18 protein-coding genes and 1 other annotated feature are annotated in these 16,312 nt (G+C 50.8%); of the genes, 17 read left to right on the forward strand and 1 reads right to left on the reverse strand.

Annotated elements, in window-relative coordinates:
• The first annotated feature begins 32 nt into the window (after nucleotides 1–32).
• From rpmI to ihfA, 6 genes are all read left to right on the forward strand, one after another.
• A complete protein-coding gene (rpmI, locus tag ACJY2G_RS19185; RefSeq protein WP_013576135.1) occupies nucleotides 33–230 on the forward strand; it encodes a 50S ribosomal protein L35 in 198 nt (65 codons plus the stop codon).
• A gap of 40 nt (nucleotides 231–270) precedes the next feature.
• Nucleotides 271–627, forward strand: a complete 357-nt coding sequence (rplT, locus tag ACJY2G_RS19190; RefSeq protein ID WP_056773451.1) for a 50S ribosomal protein L20 — start codon at nucleotides 271–273, stop codon at nucleotides 625–627.
• A gap of 128 nt (nucleotides 628–755) precedes the next feature.
• Nucleotides 756–880: a sequence feature (Phe leader region), on the forward strand.
• Nucleotides 761–805, forward strand: coding sequence for a pheST operon leader peptide PheM (gene pheM / locus ACJY2G_RS19195; protein ID WP_134389264.1), 45 nt, complete (start codon nucleotides 761–763; stop codon nucleotides 803–805). Its footprint overlaps the feature before it by 45 nt.
• Before the next feature lie 99 nt (nucleotides 881–979).
• A complete protein-coding gene (gene pheS / locus ACJY2G_RS19200; RefSeq protein WP_112287976.1) occupies nucleotides 980–1,963 on the forward strand; it encodes a phenylalanine--tRNA ligase subunit alpha in 984 nt (327 codons plus the stop codon).
• A gap of 14 nt (nucleotides 1,964–1,977) precedes the next feature.
• Entirely contained in the window at nucleotides 1,978–4,365 is a 2,388-nt protein-coding gene (gene pheT, locus ACJY2G_RS19205; RefSeq protein WP_120161766.1) for a phenylalanine--tRNA ligase subunit beta, read from the forward strand.
• Nucleotides 4,366–4,369: 4 nt separating this feature from the next.
• Nucleotides 4,370–4,666 (forward strand): integration host factor subunit alpha, encoded by a 297-nt coding sequence (gene ihfA / locus ACJY2G_RS19210; protein WP_004089944.1) that lies wholly within the window; start codon nucleotides 4,370–4,372, stop codon nucleotides 4,664–4,666.
• A gap of 387 nt (nucleotides 4,667–5,053) precedes the next feature.
• Here the strand turns inward: ihfA and ACJY2G_RS19215 are convergent, their stop codons facing one another.
• The gene (locus tag ACJY2G_RS19215; protein ID WP_274388744.1) at nucleotides 5,054–5,182 is read right to left on the reverse strand and encodes a hypothetical protein; all 129 of its coding nucleotides are present in this window, start codon (nucleotides 5,180–5,182) and stop codon (nucleotides 5,054–5,056) included.
• 270 nt (nucleotides 5,183–5,452) lie between these two features.
• On the opposite strand from ACJY2G_RS19215, the gene ACJY2G_RS19220 reads away from it, so the two are divergent.
• The 11 genes from ACJY2G_RS19220 to arnF all read left to right on the forward strand — a co-directional run bounded on the left by ACJY2G_RS19220 (nucleotide 5,453) and on the right by arnF (nucleotide 16,172).
• Complete coding sequence (locus ACJY2G_RS19220; RefSeq protein WP_430319828.1) at nucleotides 5,453–5,866, forward strand: DUF2502 domain-containing protein; 414 nt, start codon at nucleotides 5,453–5,455, stop codon at nucleotides 5,864–5,866.
• Between the two features lie 152 nt (nucleotides 5,867–6,018).
• Nucleotides 6,019–7,026 (forward strand): vitamin B12 ABC transporter permease BtuC, encoded by a 1,008-nt coding sequence (gene btuC / locus ACJY2G_RS19225; RefSeq protein WP_120161768.1) that lies wholly within the window; start codon nucleotides 6,019–6,021, stop codon nucleotides 7,024–7,026.
• 62 nt (nucleotides 7,027–7,088) lie between these two features.
• On the forward strand, nucleotides 7,089–7,640 hold the full coding sequence (locus ACJY2G_RS19230; RefSeq protein ID WP_430319827.1) for a glutathione peroxidase: 552 nt from the start codon (nucleotides 7,089–7,091) through the stop codon (nucleotides 7,638–7,640).
• A 19-nt stretch (nucleotides 7,641–7,659) separates the two neighbouring features.
• Nucleotides 7,660–8,415 (forward strand): vitamin B12 ABC transporter ATP-binding protein BtuD, encoded by a 756-nt coding sequence (gene btuD, locus ACJY2G_RS19235; RefSeq protein WP_120161881.1) that lies wholly within the window; start codon nucleotides 7,660–7,662, stop codon nucleotides 8,413–8,415.
• Nucleotides 8,416–8,769: 354 nt separating this feature from the next.
• Nucleotides 8,770–9,912 carry a UDP-4-amino-4-deoxy-L-arabinose aminotransferase gene (gene arnB / locus ACJY2G_RS19240; protein WP_120161770.1) on the forward strand — a complete coding sequence of 381 codons (1,143 nt, stop codon included), beginning with the start codon at nucleotides 8,770–8,772 and terminating at the stop codon, nucleotides 9,910–9,912.
• The gene (arnC, locus tag ACJY2G_RS19245) at nucleotides 9,912–10,892 is read left to right on the forward strand and encodes an undecaprenyl-phosphate 4-deoxy-4-formamido-L-arabinose transferase (protein ID WP_120161771.1); all 981 of its coding nucleotides are present in this window, start codon (nucleotides 9,912–9,914) and stop codon (nucleotides 10,890–10,892) included. The genes arnB and arnC overlap by 1 nt, the downstream gene beginning before the upstream one ends.
• Nucleotides 10,892–12,874, forward strand: a complete 1,983-nt coding sequence (gene arnA, locus ACJY2G_RS19250; RefSeq protein ID WP_430319826.1) for a bifunctional UDP-4-amino-4-deoxy-L-arabinose formyltransferase/UDP-glucuronic acid oxidase ArnA — start codon at nucleotides 10,892–10,894, stop codon at nucleotides 12,872–12,874. Before arnC ends, arnA begins: the two co-directional genes overlap by 1 nt.
• A gap of 13 nt (nucleotides 12,875–12,887) precedes the next feature.
• Complete coding sequence (arnD, locus tag ACJY2G_RS19255) at nucleotides 12,888–13,787, forward strand: 4-deoxy-4-formamido-L-arabinose-phosphoundecaprenol deformylase (RefSeq protein ID WP_120161772.1); 900 nt, start codon at nucleotides 12,888–12,890, stop codon at nucleotides 13,785–13,787.
• Nucleotides 13,787–15,457 carry a lipid IV(A) 4-amino-4-deoxy-L-arabinosyltransferase gene (gene arnT, locus ACJY2G_RS19260; protein WP_120161773.1) on the forward strand — a complete coding sequence of 557 codons (1,671 nt, stop codon included), beginning with the start codon at nucleotides 13,787–13,789 and terminating at the stop codon, nucleotides 15,455–15,457. Before arnD ends, arnT begins: the two co-directional genes overlap by 1 nt.
• Nucleotides 15,454–15,786, forward strand: a complete 333-nt coding sequence (gene arnE / locus ACJY2G_RS19265; protein ID WP_430319825.1) for a 4-amino-4-deoxy-L-arabinose-phosphoundecaprenol flippase subunit ArnE — start codon at nucleotides 15,454–15,456, stop codon at nucleotides 15,784–15,786. Before arnT ends, arnE begins: the two co-directional genes overlap by 4 nt.
• On the forward strand, nucleotides 15,783–16,172 hold the full coding sequence (gene arnF, locus ACJY2G_RS19270; protein ID WP_430319824.1) for a 4-amino-4-deoxy-L-arabinose-phosphoundecaprenol flippase subunit ArnF: 390 nt from the start codon (nucleotides 15,783–15,785) through the stop codon (nucleotides 16,170–16,172). The genes arnE and arnF overlap by 4 nt, the downstream gene beginning before the upstream one ends.
• The last annotated feature ends 140 nt before the right edge of the window (nucleotides 16,173–16,312 follow it).

Consider the following 16,312-nt stretch of genomic DNA (forward strand, 5'->3'; position numbering starts at 1 on the left):
CATGTTAATAACAATGCGAAGTGGAATTTAAAATGCCAAAGATCAAAACAGTACGCGGCGCCGCTAAACGCTTCAAAAAAACCGCCAACGGTGGTTTTAAGCGTAAGCACGCAAACCTGCGTCATATTCTGACCAAAAAAGCTACTAAGCGTAAACGTCACTTGCGTCCAAAAGGCCTGGTATCCAAGAACGATTTGGGTCTGGTCTCTGCATGTCTGCCGTACGCATAAATACACTTTTTCATTTAGAATATAAAACTCAGGAGAGCATATGGCTCGCGTAAAACGTGGTGTGATTGCACGTGCACGTCACAAGAAAATCTTAAAACAGGCGAAAGGTTACTACGGTGCCCGTTCTCGCGTATATCGTGTTGCATTCCAGGCTGTTATCAAAGCTGGTCAATACGCCTACCGTGACCGTCGTCAAAAGAAACGTCAGTTCCGTCAGCTGTGGATCGCGCGTATCAACGCAGCAGCTCGTCAGAACGACATGTCTTACAGCAAATTCATTAACGGCTTGAAAAAAGCTTCTATTGAAATTGACCGTAAGATCTTGGCTGACATCGCAGTCTTCGACAAAGTGGTATTTGCCGCTCTGGTTGAGAAAGCGAAAGCAGCACTGGCGTAAGTCAGGTAAAAGAGGGAGCTTGCTCCCTCTTTTATATTTTGTGTTTAAAAACATTCTGTTTCGTTGTTTAATACCCTCTGTAGTGTCATCAGAACGTCAGCACAAAATTTACAACCGATAAGGTAACGCAAGCATGAATCCTGCTATTTTCCGTTTCTTTTTTTACTTTAGCGCCTGACTCAGGAAGGCTTTCGCGCGTAAGAGAAGAAACGAAAAGTAGCGCCTAAGCCTCCCTCGTGGAGGCTTTTTTGTATCTGTGCTTTATACACTAAGGTTCAGGGTCAAAATCGCGCCCCTGATTAATCACGGTTATTTTACATCGGGCCATATTGGCCAGAAGAAGAGGAAAGCAATGCCACATCTCGCAGAGCTGGTTGCCAATGCCAAGGCAGCCGTAGAGAGTGCTCAGGACATCGCCGCGCTGGATAACGTGCGTGTCGAATATCTGGGTAAGAAAGGCCACCTGACACTCCAGATGACAACACTCCGTGAATTACCTGCGGAAGAACGCCCGGCAGCGGGTGCGGTCATCAATGAAGCGAAAGCGCAGGTTCAGGAAGCCCTGAACGCGCGTAAAAATACGCTGGAGTCTGCTGAATTGAATGCACGTCTGGCTGAAGAAACGATTGACGTTTCCCTGCCTGGTCGCCGCATCGAAAACGGTGGTCTGCACCCGGTGACCCGTACTATCGACCGCATTGAAACCTTCTTCGGTGAATTAGGCTTTACCGTGGAAACCGGCCCTGAAATCGAAGATGACTATCATAACTTCGATGCACTGAATATTCCGGGACACCATCCGGCACGTGCTGATCACGATACATTCTGGTTTGATGCCAAGCGTTTGCTGCGCACACAGACTTCCGGTGTTCAGATCCGTACGATGAAAGATCAGCAGCCGCCGATTCGTATCATCGCGCCGGGCCGCGTTTATCGTAACGATTACGACCAGACTCACACCCCGATGTTCCATCAGATGGAAGGCCTGATTGTTGATAAAGACATCAGCTTCTCCAACCTGAAAGGCACGCTGCACGATTTCCTGAACAACTTCTTTGAAGCTGATTTGCAGATCCGTTTCCGTCCTTCCTATTTCCCGTTCACAGAACCTTCTGCGGAAGTGGATGTAATGGGTAAAAATGGCAAGTGGCTGGAAGTACTGGGTTGCGGCATGGTGCATCCGAATGTCCTGCGCAACGTCGGCATTGACCCAGAAGTGTATTCCGGTTTTGCCTTCGGAATGGGAATGGAACGTCTGACTATGTTGCGCTATGGCGTGACTGACCTGCGTGCATTCTTCGAAAATGATCTGCGTTTCCTCAAACAGTTTAAGTAAGGCGGGAATATCACATGAAATTCAGTGAACTCTGGTTGCGTGAGTGGGTAAACCCAGCCATCAGCAGCGAAGCATTATCAGACCAAATCACCATGGCTGGCCTTGAAGTCGATGGCGTTGATCCGGTTTCCGGCGCATTTAATGGCGTGGTTGTCGGTGAAGTTGTCGAATGTGGTCAGCACCCTAACGCAGACAAACTGCGTGTGACTAAAGTGAATGTCGGTGGCGATCGCCTGCTCGATATCGTTTGCGGCGCACCAAACTGCCGTCAGGGCCTTAAAGTTGCCGTCGCGACTGTCGGCGCGGTATTGCCGGGTGATTTCAAAATCAAAGCCGCCAAGCTGCGTGGCGAGCCTTCAGAAGGCATGTTGTGTTCTTTCTCTGAGCTGGGTATTTCGGAAGATCACGACGGTATCATTGAGCTGCCGCTTGATGCGCCAGTCGGGACTGATATCCGTGAATTCCTGAAGCTCGATGACACCATTATCGAAATCAGCGTGACGCCAAACCGTGCTGACTGTCTGGGTATCCTGGGCGTGGCACGTGATGTTGCGGTGATTAATCAGCTGCCGCTGGTCGAGCCGGAAATCAATCCGGTGAAAGCTACCGTTGACGCCACAATCTCCATTGATGTGCAGGCGCCTCAGGCGTGTCCGCGTTATCTGGGCCGTGTGGTAAAAGGCATCAATGTTAAGGCCGCTACGCCGTTGTGGATGCGTGAAAAACTGCGCCGCTGCGGTATCCGTTCTATCGACGCTGTTGTGGATATCACCAACTTCGTGCTGCTGGAACTCGGTCAGCCAATGCATGCGTTCGATCTGAATCGCATCAGCGGTGGCATTGTCGTGCGCATGGCGCAGAAAGACGAAGCATTAACGTTGCTTGATGGCACCAAAGCGAAACTGGCGGAAGACACGCTGGTCATCGCTGACCACGAGAAAGCGCTGGCGATGGCCGGTATCTTTGGTGGCGAACATTCAGGTGTGAATGATGAAACGCAGGATGTCCTGCTGGAATCTGCGTTCTTTGCTCCGCTCTCAATTACTGGCCGTGCACGCCGTCAGGGTCTGCACACAGACGCTTCACATCGCTATGAACGTGGTGTGGATCCAGAGCTGCAATTCAAAGCCATTGAGCGCGCAACTGCGTTGCTGCTGAGCATTTGTGGTGGTGAAGCCGGTCCGGTCATCAACGCGACTTCAGAAGAGCATCTGCCAAAAGCGGCTACCATCACATTGCGTCGTGAAAAACTGGACCGCCTGATTGGCCACCATGTAGAAGACGCACAGGTAACCGATATTCTGACCCGTCTGGGCTGTCAGGTTGAGCATAAAGCCGACCACTGGGTGGCTGTCGCGCCAAGCTGGCGTTTCGATATGCAAATCGAAGAAGACCTGGTGGAAGAAGTGGCCCGTGTTTACGGCTACAACAACATTCCTGATGTGCCAGTGAAAGCCAGTCTGGTGATGACTAAACACCGTGAAGCGAATTTGTCGCTTAAACGTGTGAAAAATCTGCTGGTTGACCGTGGATTCCAGGAAGCGATCACCTACAGTTTTGTGGATCCAAAAGTTCAGGCTCTCCTGCACCCTGGTGAAGAAGCGCTGATTTTGCCAAGCCCGATTTCGGTGGAAATGTCGGCAATGCGTCTTTCCCTGTGGTCTGGCCTGCTGACTGCGGTAGTAAATAACCAAAATCGTCAGCAAAGTCGCGTGCGTTTATTTGAAAGCGGCCTGCGCTTTGTCCCTGATACACAAGCCGATTTGGGTATCCGTCAGGACGTCATGCTGTCTGGTGTGATCTCGGGTACTAAAAATGAAGAGCATTGGGATCTGGCGCGTCAGGCAGTTGACTACTACGATTTGAAAGGTGATCTTGAGGCTATTCTTGAGCTTACCGGCAAAATGAACGACGTACAGTTCAAGGTTGAAGCAAATCCTGCGCTGCATCCTGGGCAAAGCGCGGCGATTTATTTACGCGGCGAACGTATTGGTTTCATTGGTGTAGTACACCCTGAGCTGGAACGTAAACTCGATCTTAATGGTCGTACCGTGGTCTTCGAATTGTTATGGAACAAGGTCGCAGACCGCGTACTGCCTGATGCGAAAGAGATTTCTCGCTTCCCGGCGAACCGTCGTGACATCGCTGTGGTAGTGGCCGAAAATGTGCCCGCAGACGATATTTTGGCAGAGTGCAAGAAAGTTGGCGCAAATCAGGTAGTTGGCGTAAACTTGTTTGATGTGTACCGTGGCAAGGGCGTAGCTGAAGGTTACAAGAGCCTGGCTATCAGTCTGGTGTTGCAGGATACCGGCCGTACACTGGAAGAAGAGGAGATCGCCGCTACCGTTGCAAAATGTGTAGAGGCTCTAAAACAGCGATTCCAAGCATCCTTGAGGGATTGAACCTATGGCGCTTACTAAAGCTGAAATGTCAGAACACCTGTTTGAGAAGCTCGGGCTGAGCAAACGGGATGCCAAAGACCTTGTTGAGATATTTTTCGAAGAAGTACGTCGTGCTTTGGAAAATGGCGAGCAAGTAAAACTGTCTGGCTTTGGCAACTTTGATCTGCGTGACAAAAACCAACGTCCGGGACGTAACCCGAAAACCGGCGAAGATATTCCGATCACGGCGCGTCGTGTGGTGACTTTCCGTCCGGGACAGAAATTGAAAAGTCGTGTAGAGAATGCCACTCCGAAAGAATAAGTGAAAACATCAAAAAGGCCGCGAAAGCGGCCTTTTTTTTGGGCTGAATTTACGGTTCTCTGATAGGAAATAATTTGCGTTAAATTGCGCAGGAAGTGAAAAGATTTCGTTAATGGGGTAGTTGTTTCAGGAATCGTCTGATAGATTAAATCTAACGCCAGATCGAGTCGAAATATTATCTCCACCTTACAGGTTGTTAATTAAGAGCTGAATTTTTTATCAGTGCTGTTTTATTCAACTTTTTATATGAGCCGCAATAAATACAATGGTTGTATAAAACAAAAAAGGGGCCGAAGCCCCTTGATGTTAAACGCATTGGCAAATGTTTATATTCAGATTCGCAGTCAGTAAATAAACAAATGCAATGACGAAAATTCTTAATTAATGTTAGCGCCAGTAATAATGCGGATGACCACCGCCATGGCCGCCACCGTGACCATAAGGCCCCGGGAAGATACAGCCACTGAGGCTTACGACAACCAGAGCAACACCAAAGAAAGCGAGAATACGACGCATAAGAATGTCCTTTATTGGAATAAACAATTTTATTATAAATAAACGGCAGACGGATTATCGTCAGGCTTGCGTTAAGATTTGTTAGTATCGTAATAAGAATTGAATAGTTAACAATCTTCATCCTGTTGATGTATTTCAAACAGGATATGTTTGTATTTTTATTGTAAGGTCACAGCAAGTTATCCGAAAATACGCCGCACTCTTATATTCTCTGTCTTTCCTGCCTGATATAAAAAACGCGTCATAAAAAATAAAGAAGGCGTGACTCTTATGAAAAAATCACTTTTATTGCTTTGTTGTGCACTGGCATTGCCTGTGATCGCGCAGGCAAATGTTTCTGTTGACGTTAACGTACCCGGCGTATCGGTTCATCTCGGGGATCAGGACCAGCGTGGCTATTACTGGGATGGTTACGACTGGCGTCCGCCGCAGTGGTGGCATGACCATCAGGGCCATCATTATGGTGAGCGCAATGAGCATGGTATGTACTGGCATGGCAACCGCTGGGATCCCAAACCGCCGCAGCGTGGTCATAGCAATCCGCAACACGATCAGGGCCACCCGAACAGCGGCAATCATCGTGACAATGGTGATCACCATGATAATCGTGATCATCAGGGCGGGCATAATGACAATCACGGGAACGGCCAGCCAATCCCGCCAGATGGCCATCAGGGCCACTAATTCTCGCGTTTCAATGAAGACTTTTCAGGCCGGTGCCTTGTCACCGGCTTTTTTGTTTCCTGTTTTTATCATTATCCTGTTCACTCACCAGAGCTAACTGACTAATATCGGTAGGATAGTCATCCACGGTGAGTCTCAGGAAACATCCTTACATGCCCATTTCGCAGACCTATTCTGCTCTTGAACAACAACGGGAACGCCGTGACCGCCGCTGGCTGGTCGGGCTGAGCCTGTTGCTGGTAATGATCTGCGTATTCAGCCTGAGTGCGGGTGAAAACTGGTTATGGCCCAATCAGTGGCTGGGCAGTGAGGCGCGACTTTTTGTCTGGCAACTGCGCTTACCCCGGGCTATCGCGGTGATTTTAGTCGGTGCCAGTCTCGCGGTTGCTGGCGCAGTCATGCAGTCATTATTCGAAAACCCGCTCGCCGAACCCGGATTGCTCGGCGTTGCCAATGGTGCCGGTGTGGCGCTGGTATTGTGTGTCATGCTCGGCCAAGGCATTTTACCTGTCTGGGTGATGAGTCTGGCGGCGATTGCCGGGGCACTGATTGTCACATTTTTCCTGTTAACGATTTCCCGTAAACGACGGTTAACTAACGCCCGTATGCTGCTGGTCGGCGTGGCGATTGGTATCGTCTGTAGCGCTTTAATGACCTGGGCCATTTACTTCAGCAGTAATCTTGATTTGCGCCAGCTGATGTACTGGATGATGGGCGGGTTCGGCGGTATTGACTGGAACCAGATCTGGCTGGCAATGCTGTTGTTGCCGGTATTATTGTGGCTGGTTTTTCAGGGCAACGCCCTTAATCTGCTGTCATTGGGTATCGTACAGGCGCAACAACTGGGGATATCTCTGACAACCTGGCGCTATGTGCTCGTTCTCGCGGTCGGCTGGATTGTCGGGCTGAGCGTGGCATTATCCGGCGTTATCGGCTTTATCGGGCTGGTTATCCCGCATATTCTGCGCCTTGCGGGTATCACCGATCAGCGCCGTTTACTGCCAGCCTGTGCGCTTGGCGGCGCCAGCGTGTTACTTCTCGCTGACGTGGTATCAAGAATGGGTCTGTATGCCGCTGAATTACCGGTCGGTGTAGTTACCGCCACGCTGGGGGCTCCGGTCTTCATCTGGCTTCTGATCAGAGTCGGACAAATCCGCTGATTATTTACGGCGGGTCGTCTATGCTCTCCCTTTACCTACCTGCAACTATCAGGATAAAAACGATGAGTAATGACATTTTTGACATCTCCCTGAAAACCATTGATGGCGAAACCACAACGCTGGGTGCTTATAAAGGTTCTGTATTGCTGGTCGTTAACGTAGCGTCACAATGTGGCCTGACCAAACAATATGAAAGTCTGGAGAATATTTATCAGGCCTGGCACGACCAGGGATTTGAGGTTCTGGGCTTCCCGTGTAATGAGTTTGGCGCGCAGGAACCGGGTACAGAAGAGGAAATCAAAACCTTCTGTACCACGAACTTTGGCGTGAAATTTCCTATGTTCAGCAAAATCAACGTCAATGGCGACAACCGCCACCCGCTGTATTCGGCGATGATTGCTGCCCGTCCTGCGGCGGTAAAACCAGAAGACAGTGCTTTCTACGAGCGTCTTGCGAGCAAAGGCCGTCAGCCTTTAAAACCCGATGACATCTTGTGGAACTTTGAGAAATTCCTGATCGGTCGCGATGGCACCGTTGTTCAGCGTTTCGCACCGGACATGTCGCCGGAAGATCCTATTCTGATGGAAACTATTAAAGCGGCTCTGGCAAAATAACTAAGTTATGGAAGCGCAGATGCTGGAATGTCGCGAAATTGCGGTTGAAGGGCGCCTTCAGGCGTTTAGTTCTCACATCTCGCCCGGAAGCCGGATACATATTATCGGGCCGAACGGGGCAGGAAAGAGCACCTTACTGAACCGGCTGGCAGGTATGTCGGCCGGAAAAGGTGAGGTCTGTATCGACGGACAAAGGTTAGCTGAATTATCAGGCCCGCGTCTGGCTCGTCTGCGCGCCTGGCTTTGCCAGCAACTGACACCGGCATCCCTGATGCCGGTTTTCCAATATCTGTCACTTCATCAGCCACAAAACTCTGATCCTGAGGTGCTGGAGCGCACAATTGCACGGTTGTCTGCTGCGCTGCATCTTGACGATAAACTTGCCCGTCCGGTCACACATCTTTCAGGTGGTGAATGGCAGCGGGTTCGCCTCGCGGCGGTCTTATTGCAGGTGTGGCCTGACGTTAATCCCGACAGCCGTCTTTTATTTCTCGACGAACCGATGAACAGTCTTGACGTGGCGCAGCAGCAGGCGCTGGATCAGTTGCTCACGGAATTCTGCGCAGCAGGGCGTTCAGTCGTGATAAGTGACCACGATCTTAATCATACTTTGCATTATGCACATGAGGTCTGGCTGATGACGGCGGGTAAAGTCATTTCAGCGGGGAAATGTTCTGATGTTATGCAGCCGGAATCACTTTCTGCAGTTTATAAAGTGGCATTTCAGGGATATGAACTGGCTGGTCGTCAGTGGATAATGGCCGCGATGGCGTAATGTATTACTTTATCAATAGCGTGGTAACTATTTTATTATCAGCTGTTAGGTTTTTGAATGCCCATTTTCTGTTCATAAAAAGAACAGTGTTTTCTATTTCTAAATAAAGTTCATTTTTTAGTATTACATTAAATACAATTCAATGCATTGTTTTCAAGGCGTTTTTTGGTATTAAGATAATTTCTTTTCTTCTGGTTTAGTTTCTATTTAGCTTCACTAAACTGGAAAATCCTTAAGGTTAAATTAAGATTAAACCGACATCATAAGATTCATAAATTCATGACAGTGTTTACCTGTTGTTAAATAAATGCGGTCTAAAGTTGGTATCAATTAATTACCTTTCGGGATAGCGTAATGGAAAACTTTTTGCCTTTCTCCCGTCCGTCTATGGGCGAAGAAGAGATTGCGGCTGTGGGGCAGGTTTTGCGCTCAGGGTGGATAACCACCGGACCGCAAACAAACCAGCTGGAACAGGATTTCTCTGCCGCTTTCGGTTGTAAACATGCTATCGCAGTCAGTTCCGCAACCGGTGGCATGCATGTTACGTTGATGGCGCTGGGCATAGGCCCCGGCGATGAAGTGATTACCCCTTCCCAGACCTGGGTTTCGACCCTCAATATGATTGTTCTGCTGGGTGCAGAGCCGGTCATGATCGATGTTGACCCGGACACCCTGATGGTAAGTGCAGAATCCATCGCTGCCGCCATCACGCCGAAAACTAAAGCGATTATCCCGGTGCATTACGCGGGCGCGCCTTTAGACCTTGACCCGATTTACGCTGTCGCCAATGAACACGGTATTCCGGTGGTGGAAGATGCTGCGCACGCCGCAGGTACCCGTTACCGTGACCGCTGGATTGGCGCACAGGGAACGGCAATCTTCTCCTTCCACGCCATCAAAAATATGACCTGCGCCGAAGGTGGCCTGATAGCCACGGATGACGATGAGCTGGCGAATAAAGTCCGCGCGTTGAAATTCCACGGTCTGGCCGTTGATGCATTTGACCGTCAGGTACTGGGGCGCAAACCGCAGGCAGAAGTTGTCGAGCCCGGTTTTAAATACAATCTTTCCGATATTCACGCTTCCATCGCTGTCGTCCAGCTTAAACGCCTGCATGAGATCAATGCGCGCCGTACCGAACTGGCACAGCGATATCTGGATAAATTACAGGGCTCACCTTATTTGCCAATGAATGTACCGGCTTACCCGCACCTTCATGCGTGGCACTTATTCATGATCCGCGTGGATGAAGAACGTTGCGGTATCAGCCGTGACGCTCTGATGGAACGCCTGAAAGAGCAGGGGATCGGAACTGGTTTGCATTTCCGCGCAGCTCATACCCAAAAATATTACCGCGAGCGTTATCCGCATCTGAGCCTGCCAAACAGCGAATGGAATTCGGCACGTTTGTGCAGCCTGCCGCTGTTCCCTGATATGCAGGACAGTGATGTGGACCGTGTTGTCGCGGCTCTTTTTTCCCTTCTGGAGGCGCAGTAGTGGCGCAATACGTACCAATCCGTAAAGTCTCGGTGGTTATCCCGGTCTACAACGAAGAAGAAAGCTTGCCGGCGTTGTTATCTCGTACGCAGGCAGCCTGTAAGCAATTAACCCAACAGTACGAAATCATTCTTGTGGATGACGGCAGTTCTGACAGCTCCGGTGACATGCTCGCTGCCGCTGCAGAACAACCGGACAGCCATGTTATTGCCGTTTTGCTCAACCGTAATTACGGCCAGCATTCCGCCATTATGGCCGGTTTTAGCCATGTGACGGGTGATCTGGTCATTACGCTTGATGCTGACCTGCAAAATCCACCGGAAGAAATCCCGCGTCTGGTCGCCACGGCCGATGAAGGCTATGACGTTGTCGGCACGGTACGTGCAAACCGCCGCGATTCCTGGTTCCGTAAATCAGCCTCGAAAATGATCAACATGATGATCCAGCGCGCTACCGGCAAATCGATGGGCGATTACGGTTGCATGTTACGTGCCTACCGCCGCCATATTATCGAAGCCATGCTGCATTGCCATGAGCGCAGTACCTTTATCCCGATTCTGGCAAACACCTTCGCGCGCAAAACGATTGAAATCCCGGTTCAGCATTCTGAGCGCGAATTCGGTGATTCCAAATACAGCCTGATGAAACTCATCAACCTGATGTATGACCTGATCACCTGCCTGACAACGACGCCGCTGAGAATGCTTAGTGTGGTGGGCAGCGCGATCGCCATTTTCGGTTTTGTGCTGGCGGTGTTTCTGATTTTAATGCGCCTCATCAACGGTCCTGCTTGGGCTGCGGATGGCGTATTTACGTTATTTGCATTGTTATTCATGTTTATCGGTGCGCAGTTTGTGGGCATGGGGTTACTCGGTGAATACATCGGGCGTATCTACAATGATGTCCGTGCGCGTCCCCGTTATTTTGTTCAAAAAGTCGTCGGCGTTCGTTCCGAAGATAACAGTCAGGAAGAAGAGTGATGAAAGCGATTGTATTTGCCTACCATGATATTGGTTGTGTTGGTTTACAGGCTCTGGTTGATGCCGGTTATGACGTACAGGCTGTCTTTACGCATACCGATGCCCCGAATGAAAACCAGTTCTTTTCGTCTGTTGCCCGTCAGGGTGCTGAACTGAATCTGCCGGTTTATGCCCCGGAAGATGTTAACCATCCATTGTGGGTCGACCGCATCCGTGCTTTACAGCCTGATGTCATTTTCTCTTTCTACTATCGCAACATGCTGAGCGAAGAGATTTTATCTCTGGCGCCACGCGGCGGTTTTAATCTGCATGGTTCATTGCTGCCACGCTACCGTGGTCGCGCACCGGTTAACTGGGCGCTGCTGAATGGCGAAACCGAAACCGGCGTTACCCTGCATAAAATGGTTAAACGCCCTGATGCGGGTGATATCGTGGGGCAGCGTAAAGTCGCCATCGCTGCCGATGACACTGCACTGAAATTACACGCCAAAGTCCGTGATGCCGCTAAAGCGCTTCTGACAGATGTTCTGCCGGAAATGAAAGCCGGTAAGATCACGCTGACTCCGCAAGACGAGTCTCAGGCAAGCTACTTTGGCCGTCGCACTGCTGCTGATGGTGAAATTCACTGGCATAGATCTGCCACTGAAATTAACAACCTGATCCGTGCTGTGACCGAACCTTACCCGGGTGCATTCTCTTATCTGGGTCAGCGTAAACTGACCGTCTGGCGCGCCCGTCCGCTGGATACTCAGCATGACAAACAACCGGGCACCGTACTTTCTTCTGATCCGCTGACTATCGCCTGTGGCGAAGGCGCACTGGAAATTCTGGCAGGGCAGAGTGAAAACGGCCTGTATGTTCAGGGTTCCCGTCTGGCGCTTGAGCTGGGTATCATGCCGGATATGCGCGTGGCGACATTGCCAACCGCCGTCATGAAGCGTCGTACACGCGTGCTGATTCTGGGTGTGAACGGTTTCATCGGTAACCACCTGAGTGAACGCTTGCTGCGTGAAGACCGTTATGAAATTTATGGTCTGGATATCAGCTCTGACGCGGTCAGCCGCTTCATGGATAACCCGCATTTCCACTTCGTTGAAGGCGATATCAGCATTCATTCTGAGTGGATCGAATATCACATTAAAAAATGTGATGTCGTTCTGCCGCTGGTGGCTATCGCCACGCCAATTGAATATACCCGTAACCCGCTGCGTGTTTTCGAACTGGATTTCGAAGAAAACCTGAAAATCGTTCGCGACTGTGTGAAATACAAAAAACGCATCATCTTCCCGTCGACGTCTGAAGTTTACGGTATGTGTGATGACAAAGAATTCGATGAGGACCATTCCCGTCTGATCGTTGGCCCGATTAACAAACAGCGCTGGATTTACTCTGTTTCTAAACAGCTGCTCGACCGTGTTATCTGGGCATATGGCGCGAAAGAAGGCCTGAAATTCACACTGTTCCGTCCGTTTAACTGGATGGGGCCACGTCTGGATAACCTGGATGCTGCGCGTATCGGCAGCTCCCGTGCGATCACTCAGCTGATCCTGAATCTGGTCGAAGGTTCACCGATCAAACTGGTCGATGGCGGCGAGCAGAAACGTTGCTTCACCGACATCAACGACGGTATCGAAGCGTTGTTCCGCATCATCGAGAACCGCGACAACTTGTGTGACGGTCAGATCATCAACATCGGTAACCCGACGAACGAAGCAAGCATCCGTCAGCTGGCAGAAATGCTACTCAAAAGCTTTGAGGCACACCCGCTTCGCGCCCAGTTCCCGCCGTTTGCCGGTTTCAATCTGGTCGAAAGCAGCACTTACTACGGTAAAGGCTACCAGGACGTTGAGCACCGTACGCCGAGCATCAAAAATGCCCGTCGTCTGCTGGACTGGAAACCTGAAATTGGCATGGATAAAACTGTCGCCGACACGCTGGATTTCTTCCTGCGTTCTGTAAACACTGACGCTGACAAAGCCTGATACGGTGCCAGACATGAAGAAAGTGGGTCTGCGCATTGATGTGGATACCTGGAGCGGCACCCGGGAGGGTGTCCCTCAGCTTCTGCAAACCCTTGCAAAACATAAAATTACCGCCAGTTTCTTCTTCAGCGTTGGCCCGGATAACATGGGGCGCCACTTGTGGCGCCTGCTTAAACCGCGCTTTCTGTGGAAAATGCTGCGCTCTAACGCTGCCTCCCTTTATGGCTGGGATATCCTGCTGGCGGGTACCGCCTGGCCGGGTAAACCCATCGCCCGTGACCTCGGGTATCTGATGAAAGAAACCGCAAAACGGGGCCACGAAGTCGGACTGCACGCCTGGGATCATCAGGGCTGGCAGGCGAAAGTCGGGAAATGGTCAGAGAAACAGCTGGAAGAACAAATCCGGCTGGGGCTGGATGCACTGGAAAAAAGCCTGGGTCATGACGTCGAATGTTCGGCAGTGGCAGGCTGGCGTGCGGATGAACGCGTCATAGAAGTGAAAGAGCGTTTTCATTTCTATTACAACAGTGATTGCCGCGGAACCCATCCTTTCCTGCCGGTTCTGGAAAATGGATCCCCGGGAACCGTACAAATTCCGGTGACGCTGCCGACTTACGATGAAGTGGCGGGTGGCGAAATCACGGCGGATAACTTCAACGATTTTATTCTTGATGCTATCGCCAAAGATACCGGCGTGCCGGTATATACCATCCACGCTGAAGTTGAAGGAATGTCGCTGGCAACGCAATTTGACGAGTTACTGACCCGTGCTGCTGCACAGGGTATCCGGTTTTGCGCGCTGGGCGAGTTACTGCCGCAAGATCTCAGTACGTTGCCAAAAGGCAAAGTGGTTCGCGCCAGTTTCCCTGGTCGGGAAGGTTGGTTAGGCTGTCAGCAAGAAGGTTTCTCCTGATGTCGAAAACAATTAAAGGCGTATGGAGCACCATGATCCTGGTGTTCTTCGCGCTCGTTTACCTTGTTCCTCTTAATACCCGCCTGTTATGGCAACCTGATGAAACCCGATATGCCGAAATCAGCCGCGAAATGCTTCAGCGCGGCGACTGGGTTGTGCCTCATCTGCTCGGATTGCGCTATTTTGAAAAACCGGTGGCAGGTTACTGGTTTAACAATATCAGCCAGATGATTTTCGGTGAAAGCAACTTTGCGGTGCGTTTTGGTTCAGTATTCAGCACTATGCTGAGCGCCATTCTTGTGTTCTGGCTGGCAAATCTGATGTGGCGTAATCGTCAGACCGCTTACACTGCCGTGTTGATCTACCTTTCCACCCTGCTGGTGTTCAGTATCGGTACCTACAGCGTTCTTGATCCGATGATCACGCTTTGGATGACTGCGGCAATGGTGGCGACCTGGTTCTGCCTGCGGGTTTCGCGTACACCGCAAAAAGCCATGAGCTGGATAGCGCTTGGACTGGCCTGCGGTATGGGCTTTATGACCAAAGGGTTTCTGGCGCTGGCGCTGCCGGTGATTGCAGTTCTGCCGATTGTCTGGCGTGAAAAGCGTTTCAAAACCCTGTTTGGCTGGGGACCGCTGGCGATTCTCAGTGCTGTGGTTCTCAGTCTGCCGTGGGTGCTGGCGATTGCGCGGCATGAACCTGATTTCTGGAATTACTTCTTCTGGGTCGAGCATATTCAGCGATTTGCAGAATCGGATGCCCAACATAAAGCGCCGTTCTGGTTCTATTTGCCTGTGCTCTGTCTGGGCGTTCTGCCGTGGCTCGGTCTGTTGCCGGGAGCACTGCGCGAGGGCTGGACTCAGCGCGTCATGCGCCCGGAGCTGTTCTTCCTGCTGAGCTGGGCGATTATGCCGCTGATCTTCTTCAGCATCGCCAAAGGAAAACTGCCGACTTACATTCTGCCGTGCATAGCGCCGGTTGCCTTGCTGATGGCCGATCATCTTGAACAAATCCGTCAGTCAGGGAAGTTACGCGCACTGAAAGCGAATGGCGTCATTAACATCATTTTTGGTGTTCTGATGGCGGTTGCCGTACTGGTGATATCCGGCATTCTGCCGCTCCACGTTAAAGCAGTCTTTACCCGTACGGAGATGCCCCGCGCTCTGATTGGTATTCTCTGTTTTGCGGTATGGGCGCTGGCAGGGGCAATGTCACTGACCGATGTGAAAAAACGCTGGTACTGGGGCGCTATCTGTCCGCTGGTATTGGCGCTGCTGGTCGGGCAGGCTATGCCGCAGAAAATTATAGATTCAAAACAACCTCAGGACTTTTTACAACAGCACAACGACCTGTTGCAGGACAGCCGTTTTATCCTGGCAGATAATGTCGGCGTAGCCACTGCGGTTGCCTGGTCGCTGAAGCGCAGTGATATTCTGATGTTTGATGAAAAAGGCGAGCTGCAATACGGATTAAGTTATCCTGATGCTAAAGATAACTTTATTGATGCAGCTGGCTTCCCGGCATGGCTGCAGAAAGCCCGTCAGGAAGGAAATGTTTCTGTGATCCTCAGACTTGACCGCAATGCGCATGTGAAATCAACAATGCCGGCTGCTGACCAAACAGTGAAGTTTGATCGTCAGGCGATACTGTTCTACAAAAAACTGCCATGACCGGATTCCTTCTGGTGCTGGCAGTCAGTGTGATCACCTGTGCCGGCCAGCTTTGTCAGAAGCAGGCCGCTCAGGTGTCCGCTGACGGTATGGCGCGCGTTCTGCGCTGGCTCGGGCTGGCGGTGCTTTTGCTTGGCATCGGCATGCTCTTGTGGCTGCGGGTGTTACAACTGCTGCCGCTGAGTCTGGCGTATCCGATGCTCAGTCTGAATTTCGTCCTGATCACATTGTGTGCCCGCTGGTTTTTCCATGAACACGTCGACGGGCGCCACTGGTGTGGCGTCGCGTTAATCATGTCAGGGATTGCGCTGATGAGTGTCAGCTTATGAAAGGCTATTTGTGGGGCGGGGGCAGCGTCTTACTGGTAACAGCAGCGCAGTTGCTGATGAAATGGGGGATGTTGCAGATCCCGTGGATTGCTCTGTCTGCCATTGACACCTCGTTTATTCTTAGCCATTTAAGCGCACTGACTGCCGTGTTTTTGGGGTTATGCGGGTATGTATTCTCGATGGGCTGCTGGTTTTTTGCCTTACGGCATCTGCCGCTCAACCGTGCTTATACCTTGCTGAGTCTGAGTTATGCGCTGGTGTATATCGCGGCGGTCACCTTGCCCTGGTTCAATGAAAGCATCAGCTTAACCAAAACGCTGGGCGGTTTACTTATCTTGTCCGGTGTTTGCCTGATCCACAGTAAACCTGTCAAAAAGTCTCAATGAATTTATTCTGAAACGATAAAAATCATCACAAAAGATTGGATGACGGATAAAATAGCGCTAAATTCTATTAGTTCTTAGATAACGGCGACTTATCCGGCCCGCGCAAACCCTCGTGTTCCGGTGATGCCGTGACGCTATTG

The organism is Rahnella sp. ATs2, assembly GCF_051851855.1.
GTDB lineage: Bacteria > Pseudomonadota > Gammaproteobacteria > Enterobacterales > Enterobacteriaceae > Rahnella > Rahnella variigena.

Excerpts from the sequence above, each read along its gene's own strand:
- ihfA (WP_004089944.1), top strand. The coding sequence starts at position 4,370 with ATGGCGCTTACTAAAGCTGAAATGTCAGAACACCTGTTTGAGAAGCTC.
- arnB (WP_120161770.1), top strand. The coding sequence starts at position 8,770 with ATGGAAAACTTTTTGCCTTTCTCCCGTCCGTCTATGGGCGAAGAAGAG.
- rplT (WP_056773451.1), top strand. The coding sequence starts at position 271 with ATGGCTCGCGTAAAACGTGGTGTGATTGCACGTGCACGTCACAAGAAA.
- ACJY2G_RS19230 (WP_430319827.1), top strand. The coding sequence starts at position 7,089 with ATGAGTAATGACATTTTTGACATCTCCCTGAAAACCATTGATGGCGAA.
- arnT (WP_120161773.1), top strand. The coding sequence starts at position 13,787 with ATGTCGAAAACAATTAAAGGCGTATGGAGCACCATGATCCTGGTGTTC.
- pheS (WP_112287976.1), top strand. The coding sequence starts at position 980 with ATGCCACATCTCGCAGAGCTGGTTGCCAATGCCAAGGCAGCCGTAGAG.
- rpmI (WP_013576135.1), top strand. The coding sequence starts at position 33 with ATGCCAAAGATCAAAACAGTACGCGGCGCCGCTAAACGCTTCAAAAAA.
- arnD (WP_120161772.1), top strand. The coding sequence starts at position 12,888 with ATGAAGAAAGTGGGTCTGCGCATTGATGTGGATACCTGGAGCGGCACC.
- arnF (WP_430319824.1), top strand. The coding sequence starts at position 15,783 with ATGAAAGGCTATTTGTGGGGCGGGGGCAGCGTCTTACTGGTAACAGCA.
- ACJY2G_RS19215 (WP_274388744.1), bottom strand. The coding sequence starts at position 5,182 with ATGCGTCGTATTCTCGCTTTCTTTGGTGTTGCTCTGGTTGTCGTAAGC.
- arnE (WP_430319825.1), top strand. The coding sequence starts at position 15,454 with ATGACCGGATTCCTTCTGGTGCTGGCAGTCAGTGTGATCACCTGTGCC.
- btuC (WP_120161768.1), top strand. The coding sequence starts at position 6,019 with ATGCCCATTTCGCAGACCTATTCTGCTCTTGAACAACAACGGGAACGC.
- btuD (WP_120161881.1), top strand. The coding sequence starts at position 7,660 with ATGCTGGAATGTCGCGAAATTGCGGTTGAAGGGCGCCTTCAGGCGTTT.
- pheT (WP_120161766.1), top strand. The coding sequence starts at position 1,978 with ATGAAATTCAGTGAACTCTGGTTGCGTGAGTGGGTAAACCCAGCCATC.
- ACJY2G_RS19220 (WP_430319828.1), top strand. The coding sequence starts at position 5,453 with ATGAAAAAATCACTTTTATTGCTTTGTTGTGCACTGGCATTGCCTGTG.
- arnA (WP_430319826.1), top strand. The coding sequence starts at position 10,892 with ATGAAAGCGATTGTATTTGCCTACCATGATATTGGTTGTGTTGGTTTA.